This window comes from Azospirillum soli (assembly GCF_017876165.1).
In the GTDB taxonomy this organism is placed as follows: Bacteria; Pseudomonadota; Alphaproteobacteria; order Azospirillales; family Azospirillaceae; genus Azospirillum; species Azospirillum soli.
The window spans coordinates 33,308-60,079 of the sequence record NZ_JAGINQ010000012.1 but is presented as its reverse complement, the minus strand read 5'-3'; the positions used below and the strand labels follow the sequence as shown (position 1 = coordinate 60,079).

At 66.6% G+C, this 26,772-nt stretch carries 20 protein-coding genes; 12 read left to right on the top strand and 8 right to left on the bottom strand.

All coding sequences use genetic code 11. The annotated features are described in order from the left end of the window. The first annotated feature begins 85 nt into the window (after positions 1–85). Together J2852_RS18715 and J2852_RS18710 are read left to right on the top strand one after the other, a co-directional pair. Entirely contained in the window at positions 86–2,698 is a 2,613-nt protein-coding gene (locus J2852_RS18715) for a circularly permuted type 2 ATP-grasp protein (protein ID WP_246499823.1), read from the top strand. After that, on the top strand, positions 2,676–3,632 hold the full coding sequence (locus J2852_RS18710; protein ID WP_246499822.1) for a transglutaminase family protein: 957 nt from the start codon (positions 2,676–2,678) through the stop codon (positions 3,630–3,632). Before J2852_RS18715 ends, J2852_RS18710 begins: the two co-directional genes overlap by 23 nt. On the opposite strand, the gene J2852_RS18705 is transcribed toward J2852_RS18710, so the two are convergent. From J2852_RS18705 to J2852_RS18685, 5 genes are all read right to left on the bottom strand, one after another. Beyond that, positions 3,629–4,033, bottom strand: coding sequence for a response regulator (locus J2852_RS18705; protein WP_209878318.1), 405 nt, complete (start codon positions 4,031–4,033; stop codon positions 3,629–3,631). The genes J2852_RS18710 and J2852_RS18705 overlap by 4 nt on opposite strands. Beyond that, positions 4,026–5,606 carry a sensor histidine kinase gene (locus J2852_RS18700; protein WP_209878316.1) on the bottom strand — a complete coding sequence of 527 codons (1,581 nt, stop codon included), beginning with the start codon at positions 5,604–5,606 and terminating at the stop codon, positions 4,026–4,028. Before J2852_RS18700 ends, J2852_RS18705 begins: the two co-directional genes overlap by 8 nt. Before the next feature lie 256 nt (positions 5,607–5,862). Further along, positions 5,863–7,470, bottom strand: coding sequence for a peptide chain release factor 3 (locus tag J2852_RS18695; protein WP_209878314.1), 1,608 nt, complete (start codon positions 7,468–7,470; stop codon positions 5,863–5,865). Positions 7,471–7,602: 132 nt separating this feature from the next. Further along, positions 7,603–8,616 (bottom strand): aspartate-semialdehyde dehydrogenase, encoded by a 1,014-nt coding sequence (locus tag J2852_RS18690; RefSeq protein ID WP_209878312.1) that lies wholly within the window; start codon positions 8,614–8,616, stop codon positions 7,603–7,605. Positions 8,617–8,893: 277 nt separating this feature from the next. Next, the gene (locus tag J2852_RS18685; RefSeq protein ID WP_209878310.1) at positions 8,894–11,392 is read right to left on the bottom strand and encodes a glycogen/starch/alpha-glucan phosphorylase; all 2,499 of its coding nucleotides are present in this window, start codon (positions 11,390–11,392) and stop codon (positions 8,894–8,896) included. Positions 11,393–11,590: 198 nt separating this feature from the next. On the opposite strand from J2852_RS18685, the gene rimI reads away from it, so the two are divergent. The 3 genes from rimI to J2852_RS18670 all read left to right on the top strand — a co-directional run bounded on the left by rimI (position 11,591) and on the right by J2852_RS18670 (position 15,155). Further along, entirely contained in the window at positions 11,591–12,787 is a 1,197-nt protein-coding gene (rimI, locus tag J2852_RS18680; RefSeq protein WP_209878308.1) for a ribosomal protein S18-alanine N-acetyltransferase, read from the top strand. Further along, positions 12,787–14,259, top strand: coding sequence for a RimK family protein (locus tag J2852_RS18675; RefSeq protein WP_209878306.1), 1,473 nt, complete (start codon positions 12,787–12,789; stop codon positions 14,257–14,259). The genes rimI and J2852_RS18675 overlap by 1 nt, the downstream gene beginning before the upstream one ends. Positions 14,260–14,681: 422 nt before the next feature. Then, positions 14,682–15,155, top strand: coding sequence for a sigma-70 family RNA polymerase sigma factor (locus J2852_RS18670; RefSeq protein WP_209878304.1), 474 nt, complete (start codon positions 14,682–14,684; stop codon positions 15,153–15,155). A gap of 99 nt (positions 15,156–15,254) precedes the next feature. Here J2852_RS18670 and J2852_RS18665 read toward each other — a convergent pair whose 3' ends face one another. Beyond that, a complete protein-coding gene (locus J2852_RS18665) occupies positions 15,255–16,115 on the bottom strand; it encodes an SDR family oxidoreductase (RefSeq protein WP_209878302.1) in 861 nt (286 codons plus the stop codon). A gap of 352 nt (positions 16,116–16,467) precedes the next feature. On the opposite strand from J2852_RS18665, the gene J2852_RS18660 reads away from it, so the two are divergent. After that, a complete protein-coding gene (locus J2852_RS18660) occupies positions 16,468–16,677 on the top strand; it encodes an anti-sigma factor family protein (protein ID WP_209878300.1) in 210 nt (69 codons plus the stop codon). A gap of 299 nt (positions 16,678–16,976) precedes the next feature. Continuing rightward, positions 16,977–18,446, top strand: a complete 1,470-nt coding sequence (locus J2852_RS18655) for an alkaline phosphatase D family protein (RefSeq protein ID WP_209878297.1) — start codon at positions 16,977–16,979, stop codon at positions 18,444–18,446. A gap of 12 nt (positions 18,447–18,458) precedes the next feature. Here J2852_RS18655 and J2852_RS18650 read toward each other — a convergent pair whose 3' ends face one another. After that, the gene (locus tag J2852_RS18650) at positions 18,459–19,811 is read right to left on the bottom strand and encodes a tetratricopeptide repeat protein (protein ID WP_209878295.1); all 1,353 of its coding nucleotides are present in this window, start codon (positions 19,809–19,811) and stop codon (positions 18,459–18,461) included. Positions 19,812–20,283: 472 nt separating this feature from the next. Between J2852_RS18650 and J2852_RS18645 the strand changes: the two genes are divergently transcribed. The 5 genes from J2852_RS18645 to J2852_RS18625 all read left to right on the top strand — a co-directional run bounded on the left by J2852_RS18645 (position 20,284) and on the right by J2852_RS18625 (position 24,862). Beyond that, positions 20,284–20,943, top strand: coding sequence for a transglycosylase SLT domain-containing protein (locus J2852_RS18645; RefSeq protein WP_209878293.1), 660 nt, complete (start codon positions 20,284–20,286; stop codon positions 20,941–20,943). 56 nt (positions 20,944–20,999) lie between these two features. Then, on the top strand, positions 21,000–21,839 hold the full coding sequence (locus J2852_RS18640) for a 23S rRNA (adenine(2030)-N(6))-methyltransferase RlmJ (protein WP_209878291.1): 840 nt from the start codon (positions 21,000–21,002) through the stop codon (positions 21,837–21,839). 123 nt (positions 21,840–21,962) lie between these two features. Then, positions 21,963–22,958: a hypothetical protein gene (locus J2852_RS18635; RefSeq protein ID WP_209878289.1), complete on the top strand. Its 996-nt coding sequence runs from the start codon at positions 21,963–21,965 to the stop codon at positions 22,956–22,958. 92 nt (positions 22,959–23,050) lie between these two features. Next, positions 23,051–24,052, top strand: coding sequence for a hypothetical protein (locus J2852_RS18630; protein ID WP_209878287.1), 1,002 nt, complete (start codon positions 23,051–23,053; stop codon positions 24,050–24,052). A 72-nt stretch (positions 24,053–24,124) separates the two neighbouring features. Then, entirely contained in the window at positions 24,125–24,862 is a 738-nt protein-coding gene (locus tag J2852_RS18625; protein ID WP_343206779.1) for a protein tyrosine phosphatase family protein, read from the top strand. On the opposite strand, the gene J2852_RS18620 is transcribed toward J2852_RS18625, so the two are convergent. After that, positions 24,848–26,641 (bottom strand): ABC transporter ATP-binding protein, encoded by a 1,794-nt coding sequence (locus J2852_RS18620; RefSeq protein WP_209878285.1) that lies wholly within the window; start codon positions 26,639–26,641, stop codon positions 24,848–24,850. The two genes, J2852_RS18625 and J2852_RS18620, sit on opposite strands and share 15 nt — an antisense overlap. Positions 26,642–26,772: the final 131 nt, after the last annotated feature.

The window sequence follows — 26,772 nt, the reverse complement described above, 5'->3', positions numbered from 1 at the left end:
GGCCTCCGAACCGCCGCTTGCATCGGCGGGAACGGGCGTTCACACTCACCCGGCACCGCACCAGAGTTGAGCGCCCGAACCCGCCTTGTCCGACCGCGATCTTTCCTTCTCCGCCCCGAACGCCCCCAACCCGTCGGGGATGCGTCCGGAGCCGTTCCTGCAGGGATCGCTGTTCGGCGAGGCCGACGCGCTCGGCTATGGAACCGGGCAGGTTTATGACGAGATGGTCACCGGCCAGGGGCGCCTGCGCCCGCACTGGCAGACCTTCATGGGAACGCTGGGGCCCCTCGACCCCGAACTGATGGCCGAGCGGTGGGAGGAGGCGCGGCGCCTTCTGCACCAGAACGGCGTCACCTACAACATCTACGGCGACCCCAAGGGGATGGAGCGGCCCTGGCCGCTCGACATGGTGCCGCTGCTGATTCCGGCGCACGAATGGAAGGCCGTCGAGTCGGGCCTGATCCAGCGCGCCACGCTGCTGAACGCCGTGCTGACCGACCTGTACGGGCCGCAGACGCTGACCCGCGGCGGCCGGTTGGCGCCGGCCGTAATCCACGCCGATCCCGGATTCCGCCGGGCCGTGCACGGGATCCGGGTGCCGAAGGACATCCATCTGCATTTCTACGCGGCCGACCTCGCCCGCGCGCCGGACGGGCGCTGGTGGGTGCTGTCCGACCGCACCCAGGCGCCAAGCGGCAGCGGCTATGCGCTGGAAAACCGCGCGGTCATGGCGAAGGTGCTGCCCGACAGCTTCCGCCACTGCCAAGTGGAGCGGCTGGGGCCGTTCTTCGAGACCTACAAGGAAACGCTGCTCTCGCTCAGCCCGCGCCGGGACCGGCCGCGCGTCGTGCTGCTGACCCCCGGCCCCTACAACGAGACCTATTTCGAGCACGTCTACATGGCGCGCTATCTGGGGATCACGCTGGTGGAGGGCGCCGACCTGACCGTGCGCGACCGTCAGGTGTTCCTGAAGACGCTGTCCGGGCTGGACCCGGTGGACGTGATCCTGCGCCGCCTGGACGCCGATTTCGCCGACCCGCTGGAGCTGCGCGCCGACAGCTCGCTGGGCGTCGCCGGCCTGATCGAGGCGGTGCGCGCCGGCACCGTGGCGGTGGCGAACTCGCTGGGATCCGGCTTCATGGAATCGATGGCGGTCAAGTCGTCGCTGCCCATGCTGTGCCGCCATCTGCTGGGCGAGGAGCTGAAGATGCCCGGGGTCGCCGCCTGGTGGTGCGGCAACGAGGCGGAATGCGCCTACGTCATCGACCATCTGGACGGGCTGGTGGTGAAGCCGGCCTTCCCGTCGCTGGCCTTCGAGCCGATCTTCGGTGCCGACCTGTCGTCGGCGGAGCGCGCGGCTCTCGTCGAGCGGATCAAGGCGCGGCCCTGGTGCTACGTGGCGCAGGAGCGGCTGGCGCTGTCCACCGCCCCCGTCTGGCAGAGCGGGCGCCTGCAACCGCGACCGCTGGTGCTGCGCGTCTTCCTGTGCGCCAAGCCGGATGGCGGCTATGCCGTCATGCCCGGTGGTCTGACGCGCGTGTCCACGGAATCGGGCAAGCTGGTCGTCTCCATGCAGCGCGGCGGCGGCAGCAAGGACACCTGGATCCTGTCCGGCCGCCGTGGCGAGCACACCCCGGCGCGCCCGAGCCCGCAACGCGCGGCGGACGTGACCACGCCGGAACTGCCGACACCGGCCGTGCGCCCGGCCAACAACGACCTGCCGAGCCGTGTTGCCGACAGCCTGTATTGGCTGGGCCGCTACGCGGAACGGTCGGAAGGGGCAGTGCGCCTGCTGCGCGCGACGCACACGCGGCTGACCGACGGCAACCTGCCGGGCGCCGCCGTACAGCTGCGCCCGCTGCTGGGGCTGATGGCCTGGGTCGGCATGATCCCGTGGGACCTGACGCGCGTGTCGGATCACGGCAGCGGCCGGGCGCTGCGCAACGCGCTGTACAGTTCGGTGATCGATCCGGAGCATCCGAACAGCCTGCGCGCCCAGGTGGAGCGGCTGCACCGCACCGCCTATTCGGTGCGCGACCGCCTGTCGCTGGACATGTGGCGGGTCATCACCATGCTGGATCGGCAGAGCCAGCCGCCGGAGCAGCGGCTAGATGCCGCCGCGATGCTGCTGCGCCTGGACGATCTCGTGACCAGCCTCGCGGCGCTGGCCGGGCTGGAGCAGGAGAGCATGACGCGTGGGCCGGGCTGGCGCTTCCTGGACATCGGGCGGCGCATCGAACGCGCGATCCACACCGTCGCCTTGATGCGGGGCGTTGGCGTAGGCGGGCTCGACCGGCAGGATGAGGGTGCGCGGACAGCGGCCCTGTCGGTCCTGCTGGAATTGGGCGAGAGCGTCATGACCTACCGCGCCCGTTATCTGACCAGCGTGCAGCGCACCCCCGTGCTGGAATTGCTGCTGGCCGACGAGACGAACCCGCGCGCGCTGGCCTTCCAGCTTGCCGCGCTGGAGGGGCATGTGGCGGCGCTGCCCGCCGGGTCGCGCTGTGCGGCGGACGACCCGACCGGATCGGCGCTGGCCCTGGTGCAGACGTGCCGTTCGTCGCTGCGCAACCCGGAGGCGCTGCGGTCCAGCACGGCGCTGCACACGCTGCTCGACAGCCTCGCCATGTCGCTTCCGGACGTTTCCAACCTTCTGGCCCACGCGTATTTCAGCCATGCCTTCGCCCGATCGGCCTGACGCCCCCGCCAACGCGCGTGACGGCGGCGCGATGCGCTACCGCGTGCGCCACGTGACGAGCTACGACTACGGCGAGGACGTGCCGGTGTCGCATCATCTGCTGCACCTGACCGCCCGCCCCCACCCGCGCCAACGGGTGCGGCGCAGCATGCTGACCGTGCTGCCGGCCCCGGCGGTGCGCAGCGACCACATCGACTATTTCGGCAACACCGTCACCTACGTCGCCGTGCAAGAGCCGCACCGCCAGTTCGTCCTGACCGCCGAAAGCGAGGTGGAGGTCTTCGCACCGCCGCCGCTGGATGCAGCGCTGTCGCAGCCGTGGGAGAGCGTGCGCGATTCATTGCGCAGCCTGCCCGGCGCGGATAACGGGGCGGATGGCGGGGCGGACATCGGGCAGTACTGCTTCGACAGCGCGCTGGTGGCGGCGTCGCCGATGCTGCTGGACTACGCCCGCCAATCCTTCACGCCGGGGCGCCTGGTGGTGGAGGCGGCGTTGGACCTGATGCACCGCATCCACCGGGAATTCACCTTCGACCCGGCGGCGACGACCGTCGCCACGCCGTTGGCCGAGGTGATGCGGCACCGGCGCGGCGTGTGCCAGGACTTCGCCCACATCGTGATCGGCTGCGTCCGGTCAGTTGGGCTGCCCGCGCGCTATGTCTCCGGCTACCTGCGGACCTTGCCGCCGGCCGGACAGCCGCGTCTGGTCGGCGCCGACGTCAGCCACGCCTGGGCGTCGGTCTGGTGCGGAAGCGCGGGTTGGGTCGATCTCTGCCCGACCAATGATCGGCGGGCCGACCAGGATTTCATCACCATCGCCTGGGGGCGCGATTACGACGACGTGAGCCCAGCGCGCGGCGTGCTGATGGGCGGCGCCGGGCACGCGCTGACCGTCAGCGTGGATGTGGAGCCGCTGGAGGAGGTTGGGGGTTAGGCGCTCCCGCCCGGACGCCCGATCAGCCGCAGCAGCGTATCGACGATCACCTGCGGGCTGACGGGCTTGCGCAGGATTTCCAGGGGTTTCCAGCGGTCCGAGGTCAGGTCATCCTGGCCCTCGTCCATCGACAGGAAGCCGGTCATCACCACCAGCGGCAGCGTCGCGCTCTGCGAGCGGAGTTCGCGGATCAGGGCGCGGCCATCCATGCGGGGCATGCGCAGATCGGTGATGACCGCGTCGGCGGGGTCGTCGCGGTGACGCTCCATGGCTTCCAGCCCGTCCTGGGCGAGCGTGACGCGAAAGCCCCTGCGCGACAGGAAGTCCTCCAGCGCCATGGCGGCGAGGGGCTCGTCTTCCGCGACCAGAATGTGGACGGGGGCAGGGGTAGGCTCAGGCATGGGCACGCTCCACTTCCCGAGAGGACGGGCGGGTAACCGGCAGGGTGATGGTGAAGCGGACTCCGCGACCGCCGCCGGGGTGATCGACGTTGTCCGCCTCGATGCGGCCGTTCATGGCGTCGATGATGCCGTAGCCGATGGACAGGCCAAGGCCGGAGCCCTTCCCCACCTCCTTCGTCGTGAAGAACGGGTCGAAGATGCGGGGCAGGATTTGCGGGTCGATGCCGCCGCCGTCGTCGGTGATGACGATGGTCGCCGTGTGGCCGCCGTCGCAATGCATCGATACGGCGATGCGTCCGGCCTGCGGATCGCCGCCGTCCTTGGCCGCGCGCCATTCGAGAATGGCATCGTGGGCGTTGGATAGGAGATTGAGGATCACCTGCTCCAGCTGGAGCGGACGGCCACGCGCGAGGCAGCGTTCGCCCGTGATGTCGGTGTTGACCGTGATGTTCTCCAAAGCGAACTGGTTGCGGACCAGCTCGACCGCCGAGCGGATGCTGTTCGCCGGGTCGAAGGGCTCCATGCCGCCGCCGTCGCGCCGGGCGAAGGTGCGCATGTGGTCGATGATCTTGCCCATGCGCTCGGTCTGTTCAGAGATCAGGGTCAGCACCTTGTCGAGGCGCCCCGCGTCCGTCTCGCCGTCGCGCAGGCGTGACAGGGCGTTCTCCGCCCAGATGCGGATGATGTTGAGTGGCTGGCTCATTTCGTGCGCCATGCCGGCGGCGAGCGTGCCCAGCGTGGCGAGCTTGGAGGCTTGGACCAATTCCTCCTGAAGCTGCTTGCGCTCAGTGATATCGCGGGAACTGCCGAGAAGTTGCACAATCCGGCCACTGCCGTCGCGGACCGGCACCAGCACCGTGTGCCAGACGCGACGCCCGACCGGGAGGTCCAGCGTCTCCTCATAATCGATGGGCTCGCCCGCACGCACGCAGGCGCTGTAGCGCTCGATCACCGCGTCGGCGGTTTCCGGCGGCACCGCGTCGCGGACCAGCCGGCCACGAAGCGCGTCGGGGTCGATGCCGGTCGCGCGGGCGTGGGCGGGGTTCAGCGTGTCGAAAACAAACTGCCCGTCGGGCAGCACGGCGATGACGAAAAGCCCCTCGGCAAGGTTGTTGAAGAAGCTGGCGTAGCGCTGCTCGGCCTGACGGCGGACCTCGATCTCCCGGTGAAGCGCGACGTTGGTGGCGGCGATCTGGTTGGGGCTGGGCAGCGCCAGCGCCTTCGGCATCAGCAGCCACAGGGCGATGGCGGTCAGCAGCGAGACGATGGCGGTCACAGCCTTGATGACCCCTTCCACCGCATAGTCGGGATTCCACAGGGTCCAGATGCTGTAGAAGTGGGTCGTCCCGCAGGCCAGGATGAAGGCGGCGAACAGCCAGAACACCCAGCTGAACACCAGGTCGCGCCGTTTCAGCACGAAGTAGGCGAGCGCGATGGGAATCGAATAGTAGGACAGGCCGGTCAACACGTCTGCGGTGACGTGAAGGGCCAGGATCTCCGGCCGCCAGAGCAGGCACACCCCATGCGGTATGAACCCGCTGCTGTCGAAGAAGGCTTCCACGCCGCCGAACATGCTGCCCCTCTTCCTGTTGCGTGCACGGGCCGCCGCGCCGGCGAAGAGGCAGGGAACCGTTCCGCGGTAAGCGCGAGGGTGTCCGGCGTGGCCTTAACAGTTACAGATGTCGTCACTGGTCACATTTCCGTTCAAGGTCATGCACGCCCAGACGAAAGTCAATCTGACTTTCGGGACAAGGCTCGACCGAAACGGGTAATTGGAAACGTGACGGGGTGCGGAGGACTGATTTGCCCTCCAGCACCCCTTTATCAGGTCACGCGGCGGTGTGAACCTTGCGGTTTTGTTCGCGCGTCTTGAGGAACCGCAGGTTGGGGAAGTCCTCCTGCGTGCGGTTGAGGTGCCAGGCGTTGCGCGCCAGGAAGACCAGCGCGCCGTCGTGATCCTCGGCCGCCGCGGAGCGGTTGAGATCAAGGAACTTTTTCAACTGCGCGTCGTCGTCCGTCTCGATCCAGCGCGCGGCGTCCACGCCAGCCCCTTCGAAGCGGGCGGTCAGGCCGTATTCCGCCTCGATGCGGGCGGCCAGAACCTCGAACTGCAGCTGACCGACGACGCCGACCACCCAGTCGGCCCCGGTCAGCGGCTTGAACACCTGGGAGGCTCCCTCCTCCGCGAAATGCTCCAGCGCCTTGCGCAGGTGCTTGACGCGCATCGGGTCGTCCAGGCGGACGCGCTGCAGCAGTTCCGGCGCGAAGCTGGGCACGCCGGTGAAGCGCAGATCCTCGCCCTCGGTCAGCGTGTCGCCGATGCGCAAGGACCCGTGGTTGGGGATGCCCATGATGTCGCCGGGCCAAGCCTCCTCCGCCAGTTCGCGGTCGCGGGCCAGGAAGAGGACGGCGTTGTTCACGGCCATCAGCTTGCCGGAGCGGACGTGCTTCAGCTTGGAGCCGCGCTTGAACTTGCCGGAGCAGATGCGGACGAAGGCGATGCGGTCGCGATGGTTCGGGTCCATGTTGGCCTGGACCTTGAACACGAAGCCGCTGAACTTGCCCTCGTCGGGCTCCACCTTGCGCTGCTCGGCCGGTTGCGGGCGGGGCGGCGGCGCGTTCTCGGCGAGGCCCTGGAGCAGTTCGCGCACACCGAAGTTGTTGATGGCCGAGCCGAAATAGATCGGCGTCAGGTGGCCGGCGCGGTAGGCCTCCAGGTCGAAGGGCGGCATCAGGCCGCGGGCCATCTCCACCTCTTCGCGCAGCTTGGTCACCGCGTGCGCGGGCAGCAGCTCGTCGAGCTTCGGGTCGTCGAGGCCCTGGCACTCGATGCCCTCGTCGATCTCGTCGCCCTTGGTGCGGTCCATCAGGATCAGGCGGTCGCGGATCAGGTCGTAGCAGCCCAGGAAGTCGCGGCCCATGCCGATGGGCCAGCTGGCCGGCGTGACCTCCAGCGCCAGCGAGCTTTCGATCTCGGAAATGAGGTCGAAGGGGTCGCGCGCCTCGCGGTCCATCTTGTTGCAGAAGGTCATGATGGGCACGTCGCGCAGGCGGCAGACCTCGAACAGCTTCAAGGTCTGGCTCTCGATGCCCTTCGCGCCGTCGATCACCATGACCGCACTGTCCACAGCGGTCAGCGTGCGGTAGGTGTCCTCCGAGAAGTCCTCGTGGCCCGGCGTGTCCAGCAGGTTGAAGGTGCGGCCTTCGTAGTCGAAGGTCATCACGGACGCGGTCACGGAAATGCCGCGCTCGCGCTCCACCTTCATCCAGTCCGACTTGGCGCGGCGCTGCTCGCCGCGCGCCTTCACGGCGCCCGCCATCTGGATGGCGCCGCCGAACAGAAGCAGCTTTTCGGTGAGGGTGGTCTTACCGGCGTCGGGGTGCGCGATGATCGCAAAAGTCCGTCGCCGGGATACGGCGTCCTGAAGCTCGGCCATACGCGTTCCCGTAACTCAGCAAGTCAAATCAACGGCGAAAAGGGCCGGGGGCAATCCGTGCCCCACGGCCCTCTTCGTTTCGGCGCTATATGTAGCAGCGCGGACGCGCTGGTTCCAGTGCCGTGGTCTTTGTTACAGCGACAGCTCGGCGATCTGAACCGCGTTCAGGGCGGCGCCCTTCAGCAGCTGGTCGCCGCAGACGAAGATGTCCAGGCCATGGTCGCCGAAGACGAGGTTGGTGCGGATGCGGCCGACCTCGACGTCGAACTGGCCGGTGGCGTTCAGCGGCATCGGATAGACGCCGTTGGCCGGATCGTCGGTCAGCTTCACGCCCGGCGCGTCGGACAGCACCGCGCGGGCCGCCTGCGGGCTCACCGGAGACAGCGTCTCGATGGTGATGGCCTCGGAATGGGCGCGGTAGGTCGGGATGCGGACGGCCGTGCAGCTGAGGGCCAAATCGGGGATGCCCAGGATCTTCCGGGTTTCCCACGTGACCTTCATCTCTTCCTTCGTGTAGCCGTTGTCCTGGAAGGCGTCGATCTGCGGGATCAGGTTGAACGGGATCGGGTGGCGGAACACGCTGTTGGTGACCGGCTTGCCTTCGAGCTGGTTGCGGGTCTGCTCCTCAAGCTCGGCCATGCCCTCGGCACCAGCGCCGCTGGTCGCCTGATAGGTGGAGACGATGACGCGCTTCAGGCCGAACGCCTTGTGCAGCGGGCCGAGCGCCACGACCGCGATGGCCGTCGTGCAGTTCGGGTTGGCAACCAGCTTCGCGTCGCCCAGGGCCGACGCGTTGATCTCCGGCACGATCAACGGGACGTTGTCGTCGTAGCGGAAGGCCGAGGAGTTGTCGATCACCAGGGCGCCGGCCGAGGCGAGTGCCGGGGCGTGCTGCTTGGCGAAGTCACCGGACACGGCGAGCAGGACGATGTCGTAGCCCTTCACCTTCTCGACGTCGAACGCCACCAGGGTCTTCTCGCCGAACGGGGTCTCGACGGTGCGGCCGGCGCTGCGCTCGGAGGCGAACAGGCCGAGTTCCGCGACCGGGAAGGAGCGGCGGTGGAGGACGTCTACCATCTCGCGGCCAACGGCGCCGGTGGCGCCAACGATCGCGACGCGGCGGGGAGAAGGAGAAGAGGAGCTCATGGGTGTGTTCCGTCCTGTTGCATGCCCGATCGAGCGTTGGACGGCACACCCCAGATACACCGAGGCCCCGTCCGTCACCGGCGGGGCCTTCGTGGTGGGTGAAGCGTCTCTACTCGATCAACGCACGCCACCAGCCGACGGCCCGCCGGAGCGGGTCGTTTTGGTAGTGGTGGTGGTGATGGCGAGCGAGCGATTCATAACTCGTTCGATACACGAAAGGCGCGGGGCTTGTAAAGCGCCCGCGCCTTCGCGTCACAGAATTATTTGAGCAACAAACTTACCGGAACCCATCCCCGTCGTGCTCGGGCTTCACGGGGTGCACGTCCCAGATCTCCTCGGCGTATTGCATGATCGTGCGGTCGGAGGAGAACCAGCCCATGTTCGCGGTGTTGAGGATGGCCTTGCGGGTCCATTCCTCCTGGTTGCGGTACAGCTCCATCGCCCGCTCCTGGGCCTCGCAATAGGCCGCGAAGTCCGCCGTCACCAGGAAGTGGTCGCCGCCGTCGGTCAGCGCCTGGAGGATCGGGTGGTAGCGGTTCGGGTCGTCCGGCGAGAACACGCCCGTGGAGATCATGTCGAGCGCCCGCTTCAGGCTGGGGTTCGACGCGATCACCTCGCGCGGGTTGAAGCCGCCGCTGGCGCGCAGGTCGTTCACCTCCTCGGCGGTCAGGCCGAAGATGAAGATGTTGTCCTCGCCCACATGCTCGCGGATCTCGACGTTGGCGCCGTCCAGCGTGCCGATGGTCAGGGCACCGTTCAGCGCCAGCTTCATGTTGCCGGTGCCCGACGCCTCCATGCCGGCCGTGGAGATCTGCTCTGACAGGTCGGCCGCCGGCATGATGATCTCCGCCGCCGTCACGTTGTAGTTGGGCAGTAGGACGATCTTCAGGTTGTCGTGCACCGCCGGATCGTGGTTCACCACCTTGGCCACGTCGTTGATCAGTTTGATGATCAGCTTGGCCATGTGGTAGGACGGCGCCGCCTTGCCGCCGAAGATCTTGGTGACCGGCACCCAGCTGACTGTCGGGTTGTCGCGCATCTCGTTGTACAGCGCGATGGCCTGAAGGATGTTCAGGAGCTGGCGCTTGTACTCGTGCATGCGCTTGACCTGCACGTCGAACAGGCTGTCCACGCTGATTTCGACGCCGGTCTGGCGGGCGATGAAGGCGGCGAGACGCTTCTTGTTCTTGCGCTTGGCACGGCGGAATTCCTCGTGGAAGACCACGTCGTCGGCCTTCTCGACCAGCGTCGAAATCTGGCTGAGGTCCTTGATCCAGCCCTCGCCGATGCGGCTGGTGATCAGGTCCGACAGCGGCCGGTTGGCCTGATGCAGCCAGCGGCGCGGCGTGATGCCGTTGGTCTTGTTGTTGATGCGATCCGGGAATTCGCTGTGGAAGTCGGCGAAGACCGTCTGCTTCATCAGGTCGGTGTGCAGCGCCGAAACGCCGTTGACCTTGTGCGAGCCGAGGAAGGCCAGGTTGCCCATGCGCACGCGGCGGTCGCCGCGCTCGTCGATCAGCGACAGGCGCGACAGGCGCCCGTTGTCGCCGGCTGCCCGCGCCTTGGAGCGGTTTAGGAACTTGGCGTTGATCTCGTAGATGATCTGCATGTGGCGCGGCAGAACGCGTTCCAGCATGCGAACCGGCCACGCTTCCAGCGCTTCGGGCAGCAGCGTGTGGTTGGTGTAGGAGAAGGTCGCCTGGGTGATCTCCCACGCCTTGTCCCACAGCACGCCGTGCTGATCGACCAGCAGGCGCATCAGCTCGGCGATGCCGATGGCCGGGTGCGTGTCGTTCAGCTGGATCGCCGCCTTGGTCGGCAGTGCATCGAAGTCGGAATGGTGCTGAAGATAACGGCGCAGGATGTCCTGCAACGAGGCCGAGGTGAAGAAATACTCCTGCTTCAGGCGGAGTTCCTTGCCGGTCTCGGTCGCGTCATTGGGGTACAGCACGCGGCTGAGGTTCTCCGACAGCACCTTCTGCTCGACCGCCTTCATGTAGGCGCCGTCGTTGAAGTGACCGAAGTTGAAGTCGCGCGTGGCGCGCGCCGACCACAGGCGCAGCGTGTTGATCGTCTCGCCGCCGAAGCCGACCACCGGCGTGTCGTAGGCCATCGCCAGCACGCGCTCGGCGTCCACCCAGCGGTAGGCCTTCTCGCCCATGCTGTCGCGGAATTCCTCGACGCGGCCGTAGAACTGCACCGGGTACAGCACCTCCGGACGCGGGAATTCCCACGGGTTGCCGAACTGGAGCCACTGCTCCGGATATTCGACCTGCCAGCCATGCTCGAACCGCTGCTCGAACAGGCCGAATTCATAGCGGATGCCGTAGCCGTAGCCGGGCAGCCCCTGCGAGGCCATGCTGTCCAGGAAGCAGGCGGCAAGGCGCCCGAGGCCGCCGTTGCCGAGCGCGGCGTCCGGCTCCGCCTCCACCACGTCTTCCAGGTTCAGGCCGATGCGGTCGAGAGCCTGCCGGCACTCGTCCATGATGCCAAGGTTGGCGAGGCTGTTGGTCAGCAGCCGGCCGATGAGGAATTCCAGGGACAGGTAGTAGACGCGCTTGGCGTCCTTTTCATAATAGGTCCGCGTGGTGTCCATCCAGCGGTCCACAAGACGATCGCGCACGGCCAGCGCCACGGTGTGGAACCAGTCGCGGCGGGTCGCGGCGCGCGCGTCCTTGCCGACCGAGTAAACCAGCCATTCCAGAAACGAGCGCTTGAGCCCGTCGACATCCAGACTGCGGCGTTCGATCTCGCGGGACTTGTACCGAGCGTCCATGTCTTGACTTTCTTCTCTCAGAGGCCAACTGGAGCGGGCGTTTCGGAACCGGCGTTCCCGAGCCCTCGCCCCAGCCGGCGGCAGTTTCCGGAATTATGGTTAAGCAACTTTTAAGGCTGCTGGACGAACAGTCTCTCACTCCGGTGCTTGAACAAGATGTTGCCTGGGCCGCTGCGTTGAGCGGCGGAAGGGAGTAACATGGCGTCCGCGCCAGCCGATTTGAACCTCCAGATGCTTGACGAACTCGACCCTCATCAGACCGGCCAATCCGGCACCGCGACCATCACGCTCCGTCAGGCGCAGCCGTCGGACATTCCCGCGCTGCTGACCATCGAGGAGCGGTGCTTCGCCACCGATCGGTTGACTCGTCGCAGTTTTCATTACCTGCTGACAAAAGCCAAGGCCACAGGTCTTGTGGAGGTGCACGGCGATAAAGTGGTAGGATATGCCCTTGTTTCCTTCCACTCCGGTACCTCGCTGGCACGGCTCTATTCCTTTGCCGTGGATCCGGATTTCCGCGGGCTGGGTGTCGCCAAGCGCCTGCTGGCCGCGGCGGAGCAGGCGGCGCGGGCGCGCGACTGCATTTATCTCCGCCTGGAAGTACGGCGCGACAACGTCGCCGCCATCGACCTTTATAAGAAGAGCGGCTATCGCGAGTTCGGCGTCTACACCGATTATTACGAAGACCACATGGAGGCGCTGCGCCTGGAAAAGCGCCTGGGCGCCGTGGGGCCGAGCGCGCCGCTGGGCGGGCCGATGGTGCCCTACTACCAGCAGACGCTGGATTTCACCTGCGGCCCGTCGGCCCTGATGATGGCGATGAAGGCGCTGAAGCCGAACGAGATCGAGCTGGGGCGCAAGCTGGAAATTCGCCTGTGGCGCGAATCGACGACCGTCTTCATGACCTCGGGCCACGGCGGCTGCGGGCCGTTCGGTATGGCTTTGGCGGCGGCGCGGCGCGGGCTGAAGGTGGACATCTATGTGAAGGACGCTTCGACGCCCTTCCTCGACAGCGTGCGCAGCGACGACAAGAAGGAGGTCATGCGCATCGTGCACGAGGACTTCCTGGAGGAGTTGGAGAGCACCGACGTCACGGTGCACCACACCCCCATGACCGCCGAGGACATGGCCGACGCGGTCCGGGAAGGCGCCATTCCCATCGTGCTGATCAGCTCGTACCGGATTTATCACGAGAAATTCCCGCATTGGGTGGTGATAACCGGGGCCGACGACCGGTTTCTTTATGTGCATGACCCTCTGGTGTACGATCACCATCATGCGCACATAGACCGTATGAACATGCCCATTCCCAAGGCGGATTTCGAGCGCATGGCCCGTTACGGCAAGGCCCAGTTGAAGGCGACCCTCCTGCTGCGCGAGCGGCCGACCACCTGATGCCGACGCATCTGGTCATCGTCGACCGCCGGGCCGACTTCAAATGGGCGAAGGACAACCTCCAGGTCGTCACCGCCCGCGACTACATCGCCAAGCCGGAGGTGGTGAAGACGCCGCGCGCCGGGCGGGTGCTGAACCTGTCGCGCACCTACGAGTATCTGGGCACCGGCTACTACTGCTCCCTGCTGGCAGAGGCGCGCGGGGAACGGGTGATCCCCTCGGTCAAGACGATCCTCGACCTGTCGCAGAAGAGCTTCTACCGCGCCCATCTGGCCGAGGTGGAGGAGGAGCTGCGCCGCAAGATGAAGCGGCTGGCGCAGCCGCCCGAGGCGTCCTTCAACCTGTACGTCTTCTTCGGGCGGGCCGACGACCGGCGCTTTCAGGACACCGCCCGCCGCATCTTCGACCTGTTCCGCTGCCCGATGCTGAAGGTGCAGGTGCGCCGCAAGGACGATTGGGTGGTGCACGCCATCGAGCCGCTGTCGTTGGCCGACCTGAAACCGGACCAGGAGGAGGCGTTCGAGGCGGCGCTGGACGCCTACACCCGTGCGTCCTGGCGGGAACCCACGGCCAAGCCGCCGCCGCGCTATTCGCTGGCGATCCTGCACAATCCGAAGGAAGAGCTGCCGCCCTCCGGCCCGCGCGCCTTGCAGAAGTTCATCAAGGCCGGCGAAAGCCTGGGCATCGAGGTCGAGCTGATCGAGAAGAAGGACTTCCTGAGGCTCGCCGAGTTCGACGCGCTGTTCATCCGCGAGACGACGAACCTCGACCACCACACCTACCGCTTCGCCAAGAAGGCCGAGAAGGAAGGCATGCCGGTGATCGACGATCCGAACTCGATCCTGAAATGCACCAACAAGGTCTATCTGGCGGAGCTTCTGAAGGCCAACAGGATCCCGGCGCCGAAGACGGTGATCTTCGACAAGCGCGGGCTCGCCACGCTAGACCAGGAGCTCCCCTACCCCATCGTGCTGAAGATCCCGGACGGCTCCTTCTCGCGCGGGGTGTTCAAGGTGCAGAACCGCAGCGAGCTTGAAGCCACGGCGGAAGGCCTGTTCGAGCAATCCGACGTGATCCTCGCCCAAGAGTTCATGTACACCGAGTTCGACTGGCGCGTCGGCGTGCTGAACCGGCAGCCGATCTACGTTTGCCAGTATCTGATGGCCAAGAAGCACTGGCAGATTGTCAAACATGGCGGCAACGGCCGGGCCGAGCAGGGATCCTCTCGGACGCTGGACGTGGAGGAAGCGCCCAAGGAGGTCATCGACATCGCCGTGAAGGCAGCGGGGCTGATCGGTGACGGGCTTTACGGCGTGGATCTGAAGCAGAACGACCGGGGCGTCCACGTTATCGAGATCAACGACAACCCGAGCCTTGACCTTGGCGTCGAGGATTTGAAGCTGAAAGACGAACTGTACCGTCTGATCATGCGCGAGTTTCTGCGCCGTCTGGAAAACCGGCCCAAGCGCTAGGGGTTAAAGGTACTTGCAACCGCAACAGCTATGAAGTCTTAGTCTAAATCCACGGATTTCCTCTCCGGAAGACGCAATCGGCGGATTCGACCGGGGAACAACCCATTTTCCGCTGCGTTATGTCCTCAACGTCACCACGAACGGGAGCAACCCGGAAGCGTCGAAACGCCTTCGGATTGCCCAGTTGGAGACCGGGAGACCGTTGATGACGACAGCCCATTCCGCGTGCATCGCCGGCCCAATCGTACGGGCCAGGTAAGCGGCATTCCCAGACCGCGAAGGTCAGAGACTCGATACCGCCAAGAGCACGACAGAACCGGCGCGACCCTGCGTTGCGCGCCGGAGGGGGTTCGTCGTCTCCGCCCGAGGCGCCCGCGACGGCAGCGCCTCGCCAAGCAAGGAACCGTGGAGGAAGAGAGACCATGGCGTACTCGTTCGAATCCGAACTGATCCGCTGCATGCCGAACCTGCAGCGTTACGCCTGCAAGCTGACCCGCGACGTCAGCGCCGCCGAAGACCTCACCCAGGATTGCCTCGCCCGCGCCCTTTCACGCCAGCACCGTTTCGAACCCGGCACCAACATGCAGGCGTGGCTGACGACGATGCTGAAGAACCTGCACTTCAACAATCTACAACGCGAAAAGCACGTGACGAAGGTGGAGCTGTGGGACGGCGCCATGTCGGTCGAGGCGTCCCAGATCGCCCGCCTCGTCTTCCGTGACGTCGACCGCGCCTTCGGCGCCCTGACGCCCAGCCAGCGCAAGGTCGTGAAGCTGGTGGCCATCGAGGGCCGCCCCTACCAGGAAGCCGCCGAAAAGCTGAACGTGTCCATCGGGACAATCCGCTCCCGCCTGTGCCGCGCGCGGGAACGGCTGAACACGCTGATGGCTGCGTAAGCGCCGGCCGGCGGGCCCCCACCCAACCCTCCCCCACCTTCCGGCGGGGGAGGGCTTTTCATGCTCTCTCCCCCGTTGCAAGAACCCTCACCCCAAAAATTACCCGTTCACGACCGAACCGCCGTTCGGGTGCAGCACCTGCCCGGACATGTAGGACGAATCGCTCGACGCCAGGAAAACGTAGCAGGGGGCGACCTCGTCGGGCTGGCCGGCGCGCTTCATCGGCACATCGGAGCCGAATTTCTCGACCTTCTCCTCCGGGAAGGTGGAGGGGATCAGCGGCGTCCAGATCGGGCCGGGGGCCACTCCGTTGACCCGGATGCCCCGGTCCGCCACCGACAGCGCGAGCGAGCGCGTGAAGGCCACGATGGCGCCCTTGGTGGAGGAATAGTCCAGCAGCATCGGGTTGCCCTTGTAGGCGGTGACGGAGGTGGTGTTGATGATCACCCCGCCTTCCGTCATGTGCGGCAGGGCGGCCTTCGCCATGAAGAAATAGGCGAAGATGTTGGTGCGGAATGTCTGTTCCAGCTGCTCCGCCGTAATGTCCTCGATCGTCTGCTGGGGGTGCTGCTCAGCCGCGTTGTTGACGAGGATGTCGAGGCGGCCGTGCTCTTCGATCATGCGGGCGACGGCGCGGCGGCACATCTCCTCGTCGCCGACGTCGCCGCGCAGGACGGTGCAGGGCTGCCCCTCCTGGGTGACGAGCCGGCGGGTCTCCTCCGCGTCCTCGTCCTCGTTCAGATAGACGATGCCGACCTTGGCGCCTTCGCGGGCGAACAGGATCGCGGTGGCGCGGCCGATGCCGCTGTCGCCGCCGGTGATGATCGCAACCTTGTCGCGCAATTTGCCGCTGCCGCGATACTCCGGCTTGTCGGTCGCCGGCTGGGGTGTCATCTCGCCCTGGTGGCCGGGGCGGGTGTCCTGATGCTGCGGGGGCTGGCGCCCCTCCTGCTGAGACATGGCTGTCTCCCTCCGAGTTACGTCCTTCCGTTAGGGATGCGGCGGAACAACAGCGGGAAATTCCCCACGTTCCAGACAATTTGTCGCTGGAACAACCGCTAAGAGCCGCTGTTACTTCCGGCGTGCGAGGAGATTGCGGCATCAAGGGAGAAGCCAAAGCTCGGACCGGGAAAGCAGCATCGGCCTATTCGCCAGTTGGCGGCCCCCGATGCGCTCCCCATAAGAAGAGGTAGGGCACCACTCCCGAAGGCTCGTGATCTGTACTATATTTATGTCAAGTCACGGATCGTCTCCGCCCTGGGGAGGGCCGGGCGGTCGTTCCGGTACGACGAGAAAAATGAAGCGTGTGACGATGAACCATATCAACGCATACCTTGAGGGCGCCTTGGACGACAAGGAACGCCAAGAGCTTGAGCACTCCGTCGAGGCCGATCCGGAGGCGAAGGCCATGCTGTCCTTCCACAAGAACCATGTGGATGAGCTGCATCGGCTGTACGACCCCGTGCTGGAGGAGCCGGTGCCGGAACGCATGCTTGAGCTCTTGCGACGCCGCAAGAGTTAGCGGCGAGCCTCGCCAGCGTCTCCATCGTCACAGGAAAGGCGTCCGGGCCGGCCGGCCGCCTTTTTTTTGTATGTCGGTTCACGCCTCCGCCGACAGCGACACCAGCGCGGTGTTGCCGCCGGCCGCCGTCGTGTCTCCAAAAAAGTTGCCGAACAACTTATGGGTGTCGAACGGAGACGCCCAAGACGCCCGTGGCGTGGCCGTGCAGGGCTGCCCCGCGAGTGCGATTTCCTTTGCCCCCCTTTCAGCCGCCAGCCGATTTCCCCATAAACATAAGCTGAGCAATTGGACGGGACAGCATGGCGCGCAGGGCGGAACCGAACATCATTCTTGGGCCCATTCTCTACTTCCGAGGCGAGCAGGGCGACCGCTGGTGGCTGTCGGCCCTGTTCGTGCTGGACGGGGACGTGGAGCCCGACGACCTGCGGGTGGACGGCGTCACCCTGCCCGTCCCGCCGCGTCATCTTCTGATGTGGCGCCGCCGGCATGTCTGGCGGTTCGACTTCGCCGTGCCGCGCGGCGTGAAGGACACGGAGGTCGCCTACGGCTTTCCGGACGGCCCAACCTGGACCATGACGGTTCCGGGGCGCCTGTCGCACCCCCGGCTTGCCTATGTGTCCTGCAACGGGGTGGAGTTCGAATCGCGTCTGGAGGCGCTGTCGGCCCCGCGCAACGCGCTGTGGGCGGACCTGCTGAACCGGCATCAGATCGAGCGGTTCCACCTGCTGCTCCAGGGCGGAGACCAGCTCTACGCCGACGCGGTGTGGCGCGACGTCCCGCTGCTGTCGGAGTGGAGAAAGCGGACCGACAAGGCGCGGTTCGGCCAGACCTTCACCCCGGCGATGGCCGAGGAGGCGATGGCCTTTTACTTTGACCTTTATCTGAAGGTCTGGGGCCAGCCGGAGACGGCGGAGGTGCTGGCGCGCATCCCGTCGGTGATGATGTGGGACGATCACGACATCTTCGACGGCTGGGGCTCCCACCCCGAGGAGGAGATGCAATCGCAGATTTGGCGCGGCGTCTATATGGCCGCCCGCCGTCACTTCGCCCTGTTCCAGCTGGGCGCGGTGGTCGAGTCCCTGCCGGAATGCGTGTGGGGGGCGCAACGCGCGACCTTCACCCAGGGCTTCCGGCTGGGCGAGGTCGGCATCTTCGCCCCCGATCTGCGCAGCGAACGCACGCCCAAGCGCGTGCTGTCCGACCGCAGCTGGGCCCTGCTGCCGGAATGGCTGGAGCGGTTCGAGGGCTGCCGGCACCTGCTGGTGATGTCGAGCGTGCCGCTGCTCTTCACCGACACGGGGGGCGTGGAGAGGGTCGTCCAGAGCATCCCCGGGCGCATCGGCATCGAGGACGATCTGCGCGACCAATGGCGCAGCCACGCCCATGCGGAGGAATGGCGCCGGCTGGTCGAGTTGCTGGCCGGCTTCTCCCGCCGCACCGGCTGCCGGGTCACGGCGGTGTCGGGGGAAATTCACGCGGGCGGGCGCGGGGTCCTGCGCGGCGGCGGCGTGGAGATGTGGCAGCTGATCGCATCCGGCATCGTGCACCCGCCGCCAAGCCCGGTCACCGCCGCCGCCCTGGAATGGCTGGCGCGGCGAAAGGAACGGCCCTTCGAGGGATACAGCTTCGAAATGCCGCCCTTCACCGAGTCGGGCAAGCGAATCATCCGCCAGCGCAACTGGCTGTCGCTGATCTTCGACGGCAAGGGCCAGCTGCACGCCCGCTGGTCGGCGGAGGGGCAGCCGAACCGATACGCGCAGGCGATTTAGGTCACAAGCGATTCAGGTGGCCGGCTTCTCCAGCACGAACAGCAGGCCCGGCACGTCCACGCCCTTCTCCCGGCGGGGGGCGCAGGGCTCCAGAAGGAGAAGGTTCAGGCCGGCGTCCGACACCATCTGGCGCAGGTAGGATTCGGCGTGGGCGTATCGACGGGACGGGCCGAGGGCGAAACCGTCGCCGGCCAGACGCTCGACCGTCGCGGCGAAGCGGCCGCCGGGGACCAGTGTGTCGAACGCCGCCCGGAACACCGGTGCGAGGTTGCCGATGTAGACGAGCACATCGGCGGCGACGAGAAGGTCCCAAGAGGCCGGCGCCGCCTCCATCGCCGCGACCACGTCGCCGACCTGGAGATCGTCATAGAGCGCGCGGGCGCGGGCCTTGTCCACCATGCGCGGCGACAGGTCCACCCCGGCTAGGTGCCCCGCCAGCGGGCGGAAGGTGACGCCGGCCAGCCCGGTGCCGCAGCCGAGATCGAGGATGCGCAACCCCTGCCCGCCGCCCAGACGGTCCACGGCGCCGCGCAGCAGATCGGGAGCGGCGTAGCCCAGCTTGCCCAGGAGATCCCGATCGAATCGGTCGGCGTAGCGGTCGAACAGGGCACGCACGTAGGCCGCAGAGAGGTCGGCGCCATCTCCGGCCTCCAGCGCCGCGATCAATGGGCCGCTGCCGAGGCTGTCGTCGGGGTCGAGAACCCGGGCGCGGCGGAGCGCCATCAACGCCTTATCCGGCTCCCGCAGGGCGATCCAGGCGCGGCCTATATGATGATGAAGGGCGACGTCGTCCGGATCGCGGCGGGACAGCGGTTGCAGCAGTTCGACGGCGGCGAGCGCGTCGCCGGATTCGACCAGCAGGCCGGACAGCTCCAGCGCGGCGTCGCGGTTGTCGGGGCGCAGTGCCACCGCCTCCCGGTACTCGTCCAGCGCCTCGGCGGTGCGGCCACAGGCGACCAGGGAACGGGCCAGTCCCAAACGGACGGCGGCGGAGTCCGGCCGCTCCCCGGCCAATGCCTGATAAGCGGCCTCGGCTTCGGCGCAGCGGCCGGCCTCGCGCAGGGATTCCGCCAGACCGAAGCGCCAGGACCACACGCCGGAATCCAGGCTCACCGCGCGGCCGTAGGCCAGAACCGCCGCCGGGGCGTCACCCGCCGCCCGCGCGCCATCGGCCAGCGCGGCCCAGGCCTCTGCCAAGGCGGGATCGGCCGCACAGGCGGCGTGGAAGGCACGCACGGCCGCCGCCGGCTCACCGGCGTAGAGGTGATCGTAAGCAGCCTGAAACAGCGTGTCCGGAATGACGCCGGGGGCAATCGGGGCGGGAATCCCCCCCTTGTCGGCATAGGCCGTCGGATCGAGTGACACTCTGACGCAGTCCTAACGTCGATTCTGGGTCAAAAGGGGGCGCATTCTATTGCCCGATCACACCACGCCGCGCAAGGGGCTTTGGAAAATCGTGGATCCGTGTGATTCCGGCGACACACCGTCGCAGCAGCCCTTTCGGCGCACGGTGCCGCCAAGGGCGTGCGCCCATTTTTGCATTCTCTCAAAAATCGTTTCAAATCAGCCGATTAATTGATCTGCCCGGTTGTCCTATGACACCCCTGCCGTTCGACTCTGTGACATTGAACGAAGGTTCGGTGTGGTATTACCAGGGCGCAAACCAGTTGACGCTGTATCAAATTTTTGAAAATGTCTCGCCGGCGCCCAATCGGGAGGCGCTGATCTATCGGGTAGGAGGCGGTCACCGTAAGCGACTCGGTGACCGGGATAACGGCCCCGCGCAGGGGGTCACAGAAGCCGGGCGGAAGGGCCGGGCAAAGGAAGGGAGAAGGACATGCGGGAACGAGTACAGCGCGTGCGCGGCACGCTAGGAGGCTGGATCGCTCTTGCTATCGGACTCTGCACCACGCCGCTCTTCGCGACGCCGGCTCTTGCGCAGGAATCCTGTGTGACCCACGCCGTCGAGGCCGAACGCAAGCTCAACATTCCCCCCGGCCTGCTCGTGGCCATCGCTCTGGTCGAGAGCGGCCAGGACGGCGCCCCCAGCCCCTTCGCCATGAGCGTCCAGGGCCGCCCGATTTTCGCCCGCAACGCCAAGGAAGCCGCCCGCTATCTGAAGGACGGCAAGGGCCAGCTGAAACAGAACGTCTACGTCGGCTGCATGCAGCTGTCGCTCTCCTCGCACCGAGGGCAGTTCCAGCCGATCGAGAGCATCGTCGAACCCCGCGAGAACGTCCTCTACGCCGCCCGCCTTCTGGTCCATCTGCATGGGGAGGCCGGCAGTTGGAAGACCGCCGTGGCGCGCTACAACGGCAGCTCGTCCGGCCGCGCCCAGGCCTACGTTTGCAAAATCTGGCAGCATCTGAACGAACTGGACGCCAAGAGCGCCAAGCTGCTCGAATCGCCGCGCTGTGGCGACGGCGAGCCGGCGACCATCGCGCCGGGCACCCGCCGCACCTTCCGCAACGCCCAGCAGGTTGCGGCCATCAACTGATTATTTGAGCGCACCGATATGGCGCGGGCGGGCCTGATCGGCTAAATCCCTGGGCCATGAACTACCGTCACATCTTCCACGCCGGCAACCCGGCCGACGTGATGAAACATGCGGTCCTGGCGCTGATCCTCGACCGTCTGTGCGCCAAGCCCACTCCCTTCTGCGTGCTGGACGCGCACGCCGGTATCGGGCGGTACGACCTGAAGTCCGAGCCGGCGCGCAAGACCTTGGAATATCAGGACGGCATCGGCCGCCTGTTCGGCAATCCCCTGCCCCATCCCGCCCTGCAGCCCTATCTGGACGCGGTCGCGGCACTGAACCCGGACGGCGCGTTGCGCTGGTACCCCGGCTCCCCCCGGCTGGCGCGGGCGCTGATGCGCGAGCAGGACCGGCTGGTGCTGAACGAGCTGCATCCCGACGACTGGCAGACCTTGAAGGAGGAGTTCGCGGGCGACCGCCGGGTGTCCGTGCAACGGACCGACGCCTATCAGGCGCTGAAAGCCAATCTGCCGCCGAAGGAAAAGCGCGGTCTCGTCCTGATCGACCCGCCCTTCGAACAGCCGGACGAATTCGCGCGCATGGCCGAGGGGCTGAAAGCCGCACACAAGCGTTGGCCGACCGGCGTTTACGCGCTGTGGTACCCGATCAAGGAACGGCCGGCGGTCTGGCGCTTTCAGGAGGCGGTGGAGAACACCGGCATCAGCAAAATCCTGATGGCCGAGCTGACGTGGCACCCGGAGGACACGCATCTGCGGCTGAACGGGTCGGGCCTGCTGATCGTCAACCCGCCCTGGACTCTGGACGAAACGCTGCGGGAGATGCTGCCCGCCCTGCACGCCGCCCTGCCCTCCACGGGTGGCGGGACGAAGGTCGATTGGCTGGTGCCGGAGGCGTGAAGGGGCGTCTGGTCGCAGCACCCGCACCAGCCGTTGCCGTTGCCGTTGCCGTTGCCGTTGCCGTTGCGCCATCGATGTACTCGTCATAGGGTGAAGGGCTTATCCTTTTCCGCGCAGGGCCCGATGTCCCGTTCCAACGATTTCGCCCAAGCCTTCGCCACCTCCCACACCGAGGCCGGCCTGCAGCGCGTGTCCATCGCGCACATCCTGCAGAAGGTCCAGTCCGACCCGTCCTTCATCTTCAGCGAGGAGCTGCGCAAGGGTGCCGGACTCTGCCCGATGCGGCGGAAGACGGACATGGACGACGCGGACAAGGTGACGGTCAACACGCTGCTGGCCTATCTGTTTGAACGGCTGCGCGACCACATCGCCAAGGCGCTGCCGCTGGACGAGGCGCGGCGCGTGATGCTGCCGATTCCGCCGCGTTCCCCGCACGGGCTCGACCCGGCCGACCGGGTGGCGATGGCGGCGGCCTCCCGCGAGGCGTTGGCTGAGGTGCTGCGCGATTCGACCTGCCACCTGCTGGACGGGCTGATCACCGGCTGGGCGGCGGAGCTGCTGGCCGAGGAGGAATTCTATCGCGCCCAGGGCTCCGGCGAGATTTCGTCCTACGCGGCGGCGACCTTCGTGCTGCGGTCGGTGCTGGAAGAGTCGGCGATGTACCAGCGCGCCGGCTACGACGTGCTGTCGATCACCAAGACCGGCAGCCACACCGCCATCCACATCTGCTGGGCGCTGGTCGAGGCCGCTCCGCTTCTGGTGCCCGGCAAGGATGCCGCCTTCTACGACGACCTTGTCCGCCGCAGCCTGAAGCAGATCGTGCCGCTGTCGATGGCCAGCCTCGGCATGCTGGTTCACTACATGGAGGCGTCGGGGATCGAGCCGCACGACGGCCTCGCCATCCACCTGTTGCCCAAGAACCAGACGGCCTTTCAGCTCGATGAAAACGGCCTGATCTGCCTGAACCCGGAGCCGATCCAGGTCTTTGCCAAGCGCGACGAGCAACGCTACACCGGCTGTCCGGCCTTCTACACGCCGAACCTCATCAAGCTTTACCTTGACATCGTGGCGAGCCTCGCCATGGATTACGGGGTGTACGACCGGCTTCAGGGGCGGTGATTGCTTCGCTGTTGTCACAACACCTTGCGTTGTTCATGACGCGGGGCAGCCCGTAGTCTTCCTTCTTTATCCTCCAGCCGATCCGTGCAGCCATGGCCCGCCCCAACGACTTCGCCCTGACGTACCTCGCCGCGCATGAAGAGGCCGGGATGACCCGGATCAACCTCGCGCCGCTTCTGCACCGCATCGCGGAGGACCCGAATTATCTGTTCGGGGAGGAGTTGCAGAAGCTGGGTGGCCACTGCCCCGCGCACGGCGACACGCGCAAGGAGGATTACGAGAAGGTCGCCATCAACGCGCTGCTGGCCTTTCTTTACGAGGACTTGCGCGAGCACATCACCAGTCGCATGCCGTTGGACGAGGCCGGGCATATCATCCTGCAGAACCCGCCGGAATCGCCGCACGGGCTGGACATCGCCGACGCCGCCGCGCTGGATGCCGCTCCGGTGGAGACGCTGATCGGCTTCCTGCGCGACTCCATCTGCCACCTGCTGGACGCCATCATCAAGGATTGGGCGATCAAGATCATGCTGGAGGAGGAGCGCTGCCGCGCCGAGGGCGCGATCACGCCGCTCGCCGCCGCCAGCTTCGTCCTTGCCAACAATCTGGAATCGTCGGTTCTTCACTCCCCGTCCGGCTACGACATGCTGTCGATCACCAAGACCGGCAGCCACACGGCGCTGCACGTCTGCTGGAATCTGTGCGAATCGGCGCCGATGCTGAAGCCCGGCCTGTCGGCGGAGGCTTACGACGACCTCGCCCGGCGCAGCCTGAAACAGGTGCTGCCGCTGGCCATGGGCAGCCTCGGCATGCTCTGCCAGTTCATGGCGGCCGGCCACATCGAGGCAGACGACCATCAGGCCATCCACCCCCTGCCCCGCCACCAGACCGCCTTCGTCTACGACGCCGACGCTCCGGGCGGGCTGATCGTGCTGGACAGCGCGCTGATCGAGCCGACCGCAATGCAGGGCGAGCACCACTACACCGGCTGCCCGGCCTTCTATGCCAACGGTCTGATCAACCTGTACATGGAGATCGTGCTGTCGGTGGCCGCCCGCTACGGCATCTACCAGCGGATCGAGAAGGCCGGCTGAAGCCGCCAGGGAACTTGACGCGCCGCGCGGCGTGCCTATGTTGGCGGCCTTGCCTTCCGTGAAGGCTCTTACGTGAAGGTGCCCGCTTTGGCCAAGAAGTGGCTTCTGCGCCAGTACACCACGACCGCCCTGGCCGATGGGATCAAGCGCGGCCGTGCGATGATGGAAACCCCCTGGCAGCGCGCGCTCGGCCATCTGGAGAGCGTGTTCATCGACCATGCCTGCTTCCGGCTGATCTATTCGAACACCTACCGCGTCTCGCCCAACATGTACCGGGCGAGCCAGCCTTCGCCGTCGCACATCGCCAAGGCGGCGCAACTGGGGATCAAGACGATCCTGAACCTGCGTGGCAGCCGCGACTGCGCCTCCTACATCCTGGAGGCGGAGGCCTGCCGCCGGCACGGGCTGACGCTGGTGGACTTCCCCGTCAATTCCCGCGACATGCCGAAGAAGGAAACGCTCCTGAAGGCGCGGGAACTGTTCAAGACGATGGAGTACCCGGCGCTGCTGCACTGCAAGTCGGGCGCCGACCGCGCCGGCTTCGTGTCGGCCCTGTATCTCTTCGTGCATGAAGGGGCGCCGCTGGAAACGGCGGTTAAGCAGCTGCACTGGAAGTACGGCCACTTCAAGCAGGCAAAGACCGGCATCCTCGACTATTTCTTCGAGTTGTACGCCGCCTACAACGAGAAGCGCCCGATCACCTTTTGGGATTGGGTCGAGCGCGTCTATGACCCGGCCGAGGCGAAGGCCAGCTTCCGCTCCCGCGAATGGGCGGACGCGGTGGTCGACCGGGTGCTAGGGCGCGAGTAGCGCCGCCTCCCCATCCTCGCCGAACTGGAGCTTCGACAGGCGGGCGTACGCCCCGTTCTTCTCGATCAGGGCATCGTGGGTCCCCTGCTCCACGATGCGCCCCTGCTCCATGACCACGATCCGGTCGGCGTTGCGCACGGTGGCGAGGCGATGGGCGATGACCAGCGTGGTCCGGCCCTTCGTCAGGCGCTCCAGCGCTTCCTGCACGAGGCGTTCGGATTCGCTGTCCAAAGCGCTGGTCGCCTCGTCGAGCAGCAGGATTGGCGCATCCTTCAGGAAGGCGCGGGCTAGGGCGAGGCGCTGGCGCTCGCCGCCGGACAGCTTCACGCCCCGGTCGCCGATGACGGTGTCGTAGCCCTCGGGCAGCTTGGCGATGAAGTCGTGGGCGGCGGCGGCCTTGGCAGCGGCCACGATGTCCTCGAACGGCGCGTCGAGGCGGCCGAAAGCGATGTTGGCGCGCACCGTGTCGTTGAACAGCACCGTGTCCTGGCTGACCAGCGAGATCACACCGCGCAGGCTGCGCAGCGTCACAGACCGCACGTCCTGCCCGTCGATCAGCACTTGGCCGCCGGTGGTGTCGTAAAGGCGCGGGATCAGGTTGAAGACGGTGGATTTTCCCGCGCCGCTGCGGCCGACGAGGGCAACCGTGGAACCGGCGGGAACGTCGAGGTCGATGTCCTTCAGCGTCTCGGCCCCGGCCTCGTAGGCGAAGCGGACACCGCGCAAGCGAACGGCGCCCCGGTCGATCTTCAGGGGCACGGCGTCCGGCCGTTCGGTGATTGTCGGCTTTTCGTCCACCAGTTCGAAGATGCGCTGGGCAGCGGCGAGCCCCTCCTGAAGCACCGCGTTCAGCGTGCCGATGGCGCGCACCGGCTGCGCCGCCATCAGCAGCGCGCCGACAAAGCCGGAGAAGGCACCGACCGAGCCCTCGCCCATCGCCATGCGATAGCCGGCAAAGGCGATGACGCCGGCTACGGCGGCGCCCCCCAGAACCTCCATCATCGGGTCGATGCGGGAGCGGGCGCGGGTCGCCTTCATGGTTAGCTTGAAGTTGTCCTCGAAGGCGCGGGCGGCGCGGGCGCGCTCGTAATCCTCCAGGGAATAGGTCTTGACCATGCGCGCGCCGGCGAGGCTTTCGGTCAGCAGCGCGGTCATGTCGCCCATCTGGGCCTGGGTGTCGCGCGACACACGGCGCAGGCGCTTGCCGATGTTCACGATGGGAACGGCGGCGATGGGGTAGATGATGAAGACGATCAGCGACAGCACCCAGTCCAGATAGAACATGGACCCGACCAGCGCGATCACCGTCAGGATATCGCGGACAAGGCCGGTCAGGGTGCGCGACAGGGCGTTGCGGATCAAATCTACGTCGCTGATGAAGCGGGACGTGAGCGTGCCTGTTGGGGCGGCGTGCAGCTGGGCCGTGTCGGACGTGAGCAGATGGGCGAACATCGACAGGCGCACGTCGGTGACGATGCGCTGGACGATGTCGGTGGTGACCACCGTCTGCGCGTACATGGACAGCGCCTTGACCAGCGTGACCATGACGATCAGGACCGGGATGAAGAACAGCATGCCCCGGTCCTGCGCCGAGAACATGGCGTAGGCCTGATCGATCAGCAACGGATAGGCGCCGGTCGTCGCCGCGACGATGCCCATCAGCAGGAAGGACAGCGCCAGCTTGCCCGTGTAGGGGCGCACCCATTCCCGCAGCATGCGGCCCACCAGCCGCTCCGTTGCCGCGTCGAGGCGCAGCCGCTCACCGCTTTTCTTCGTCACGTGCCGTAGGTCCTTGTCGCCCCAGAGCCCTCTCCCCCTGGGGAGAAGGGTTGGAATGAGAGGGCGGCCAACAGGCTGAAAAAACCTGACGTCGCCGACGTTTCCCCTCACTCTGCCCCTCTCCCCAGCGG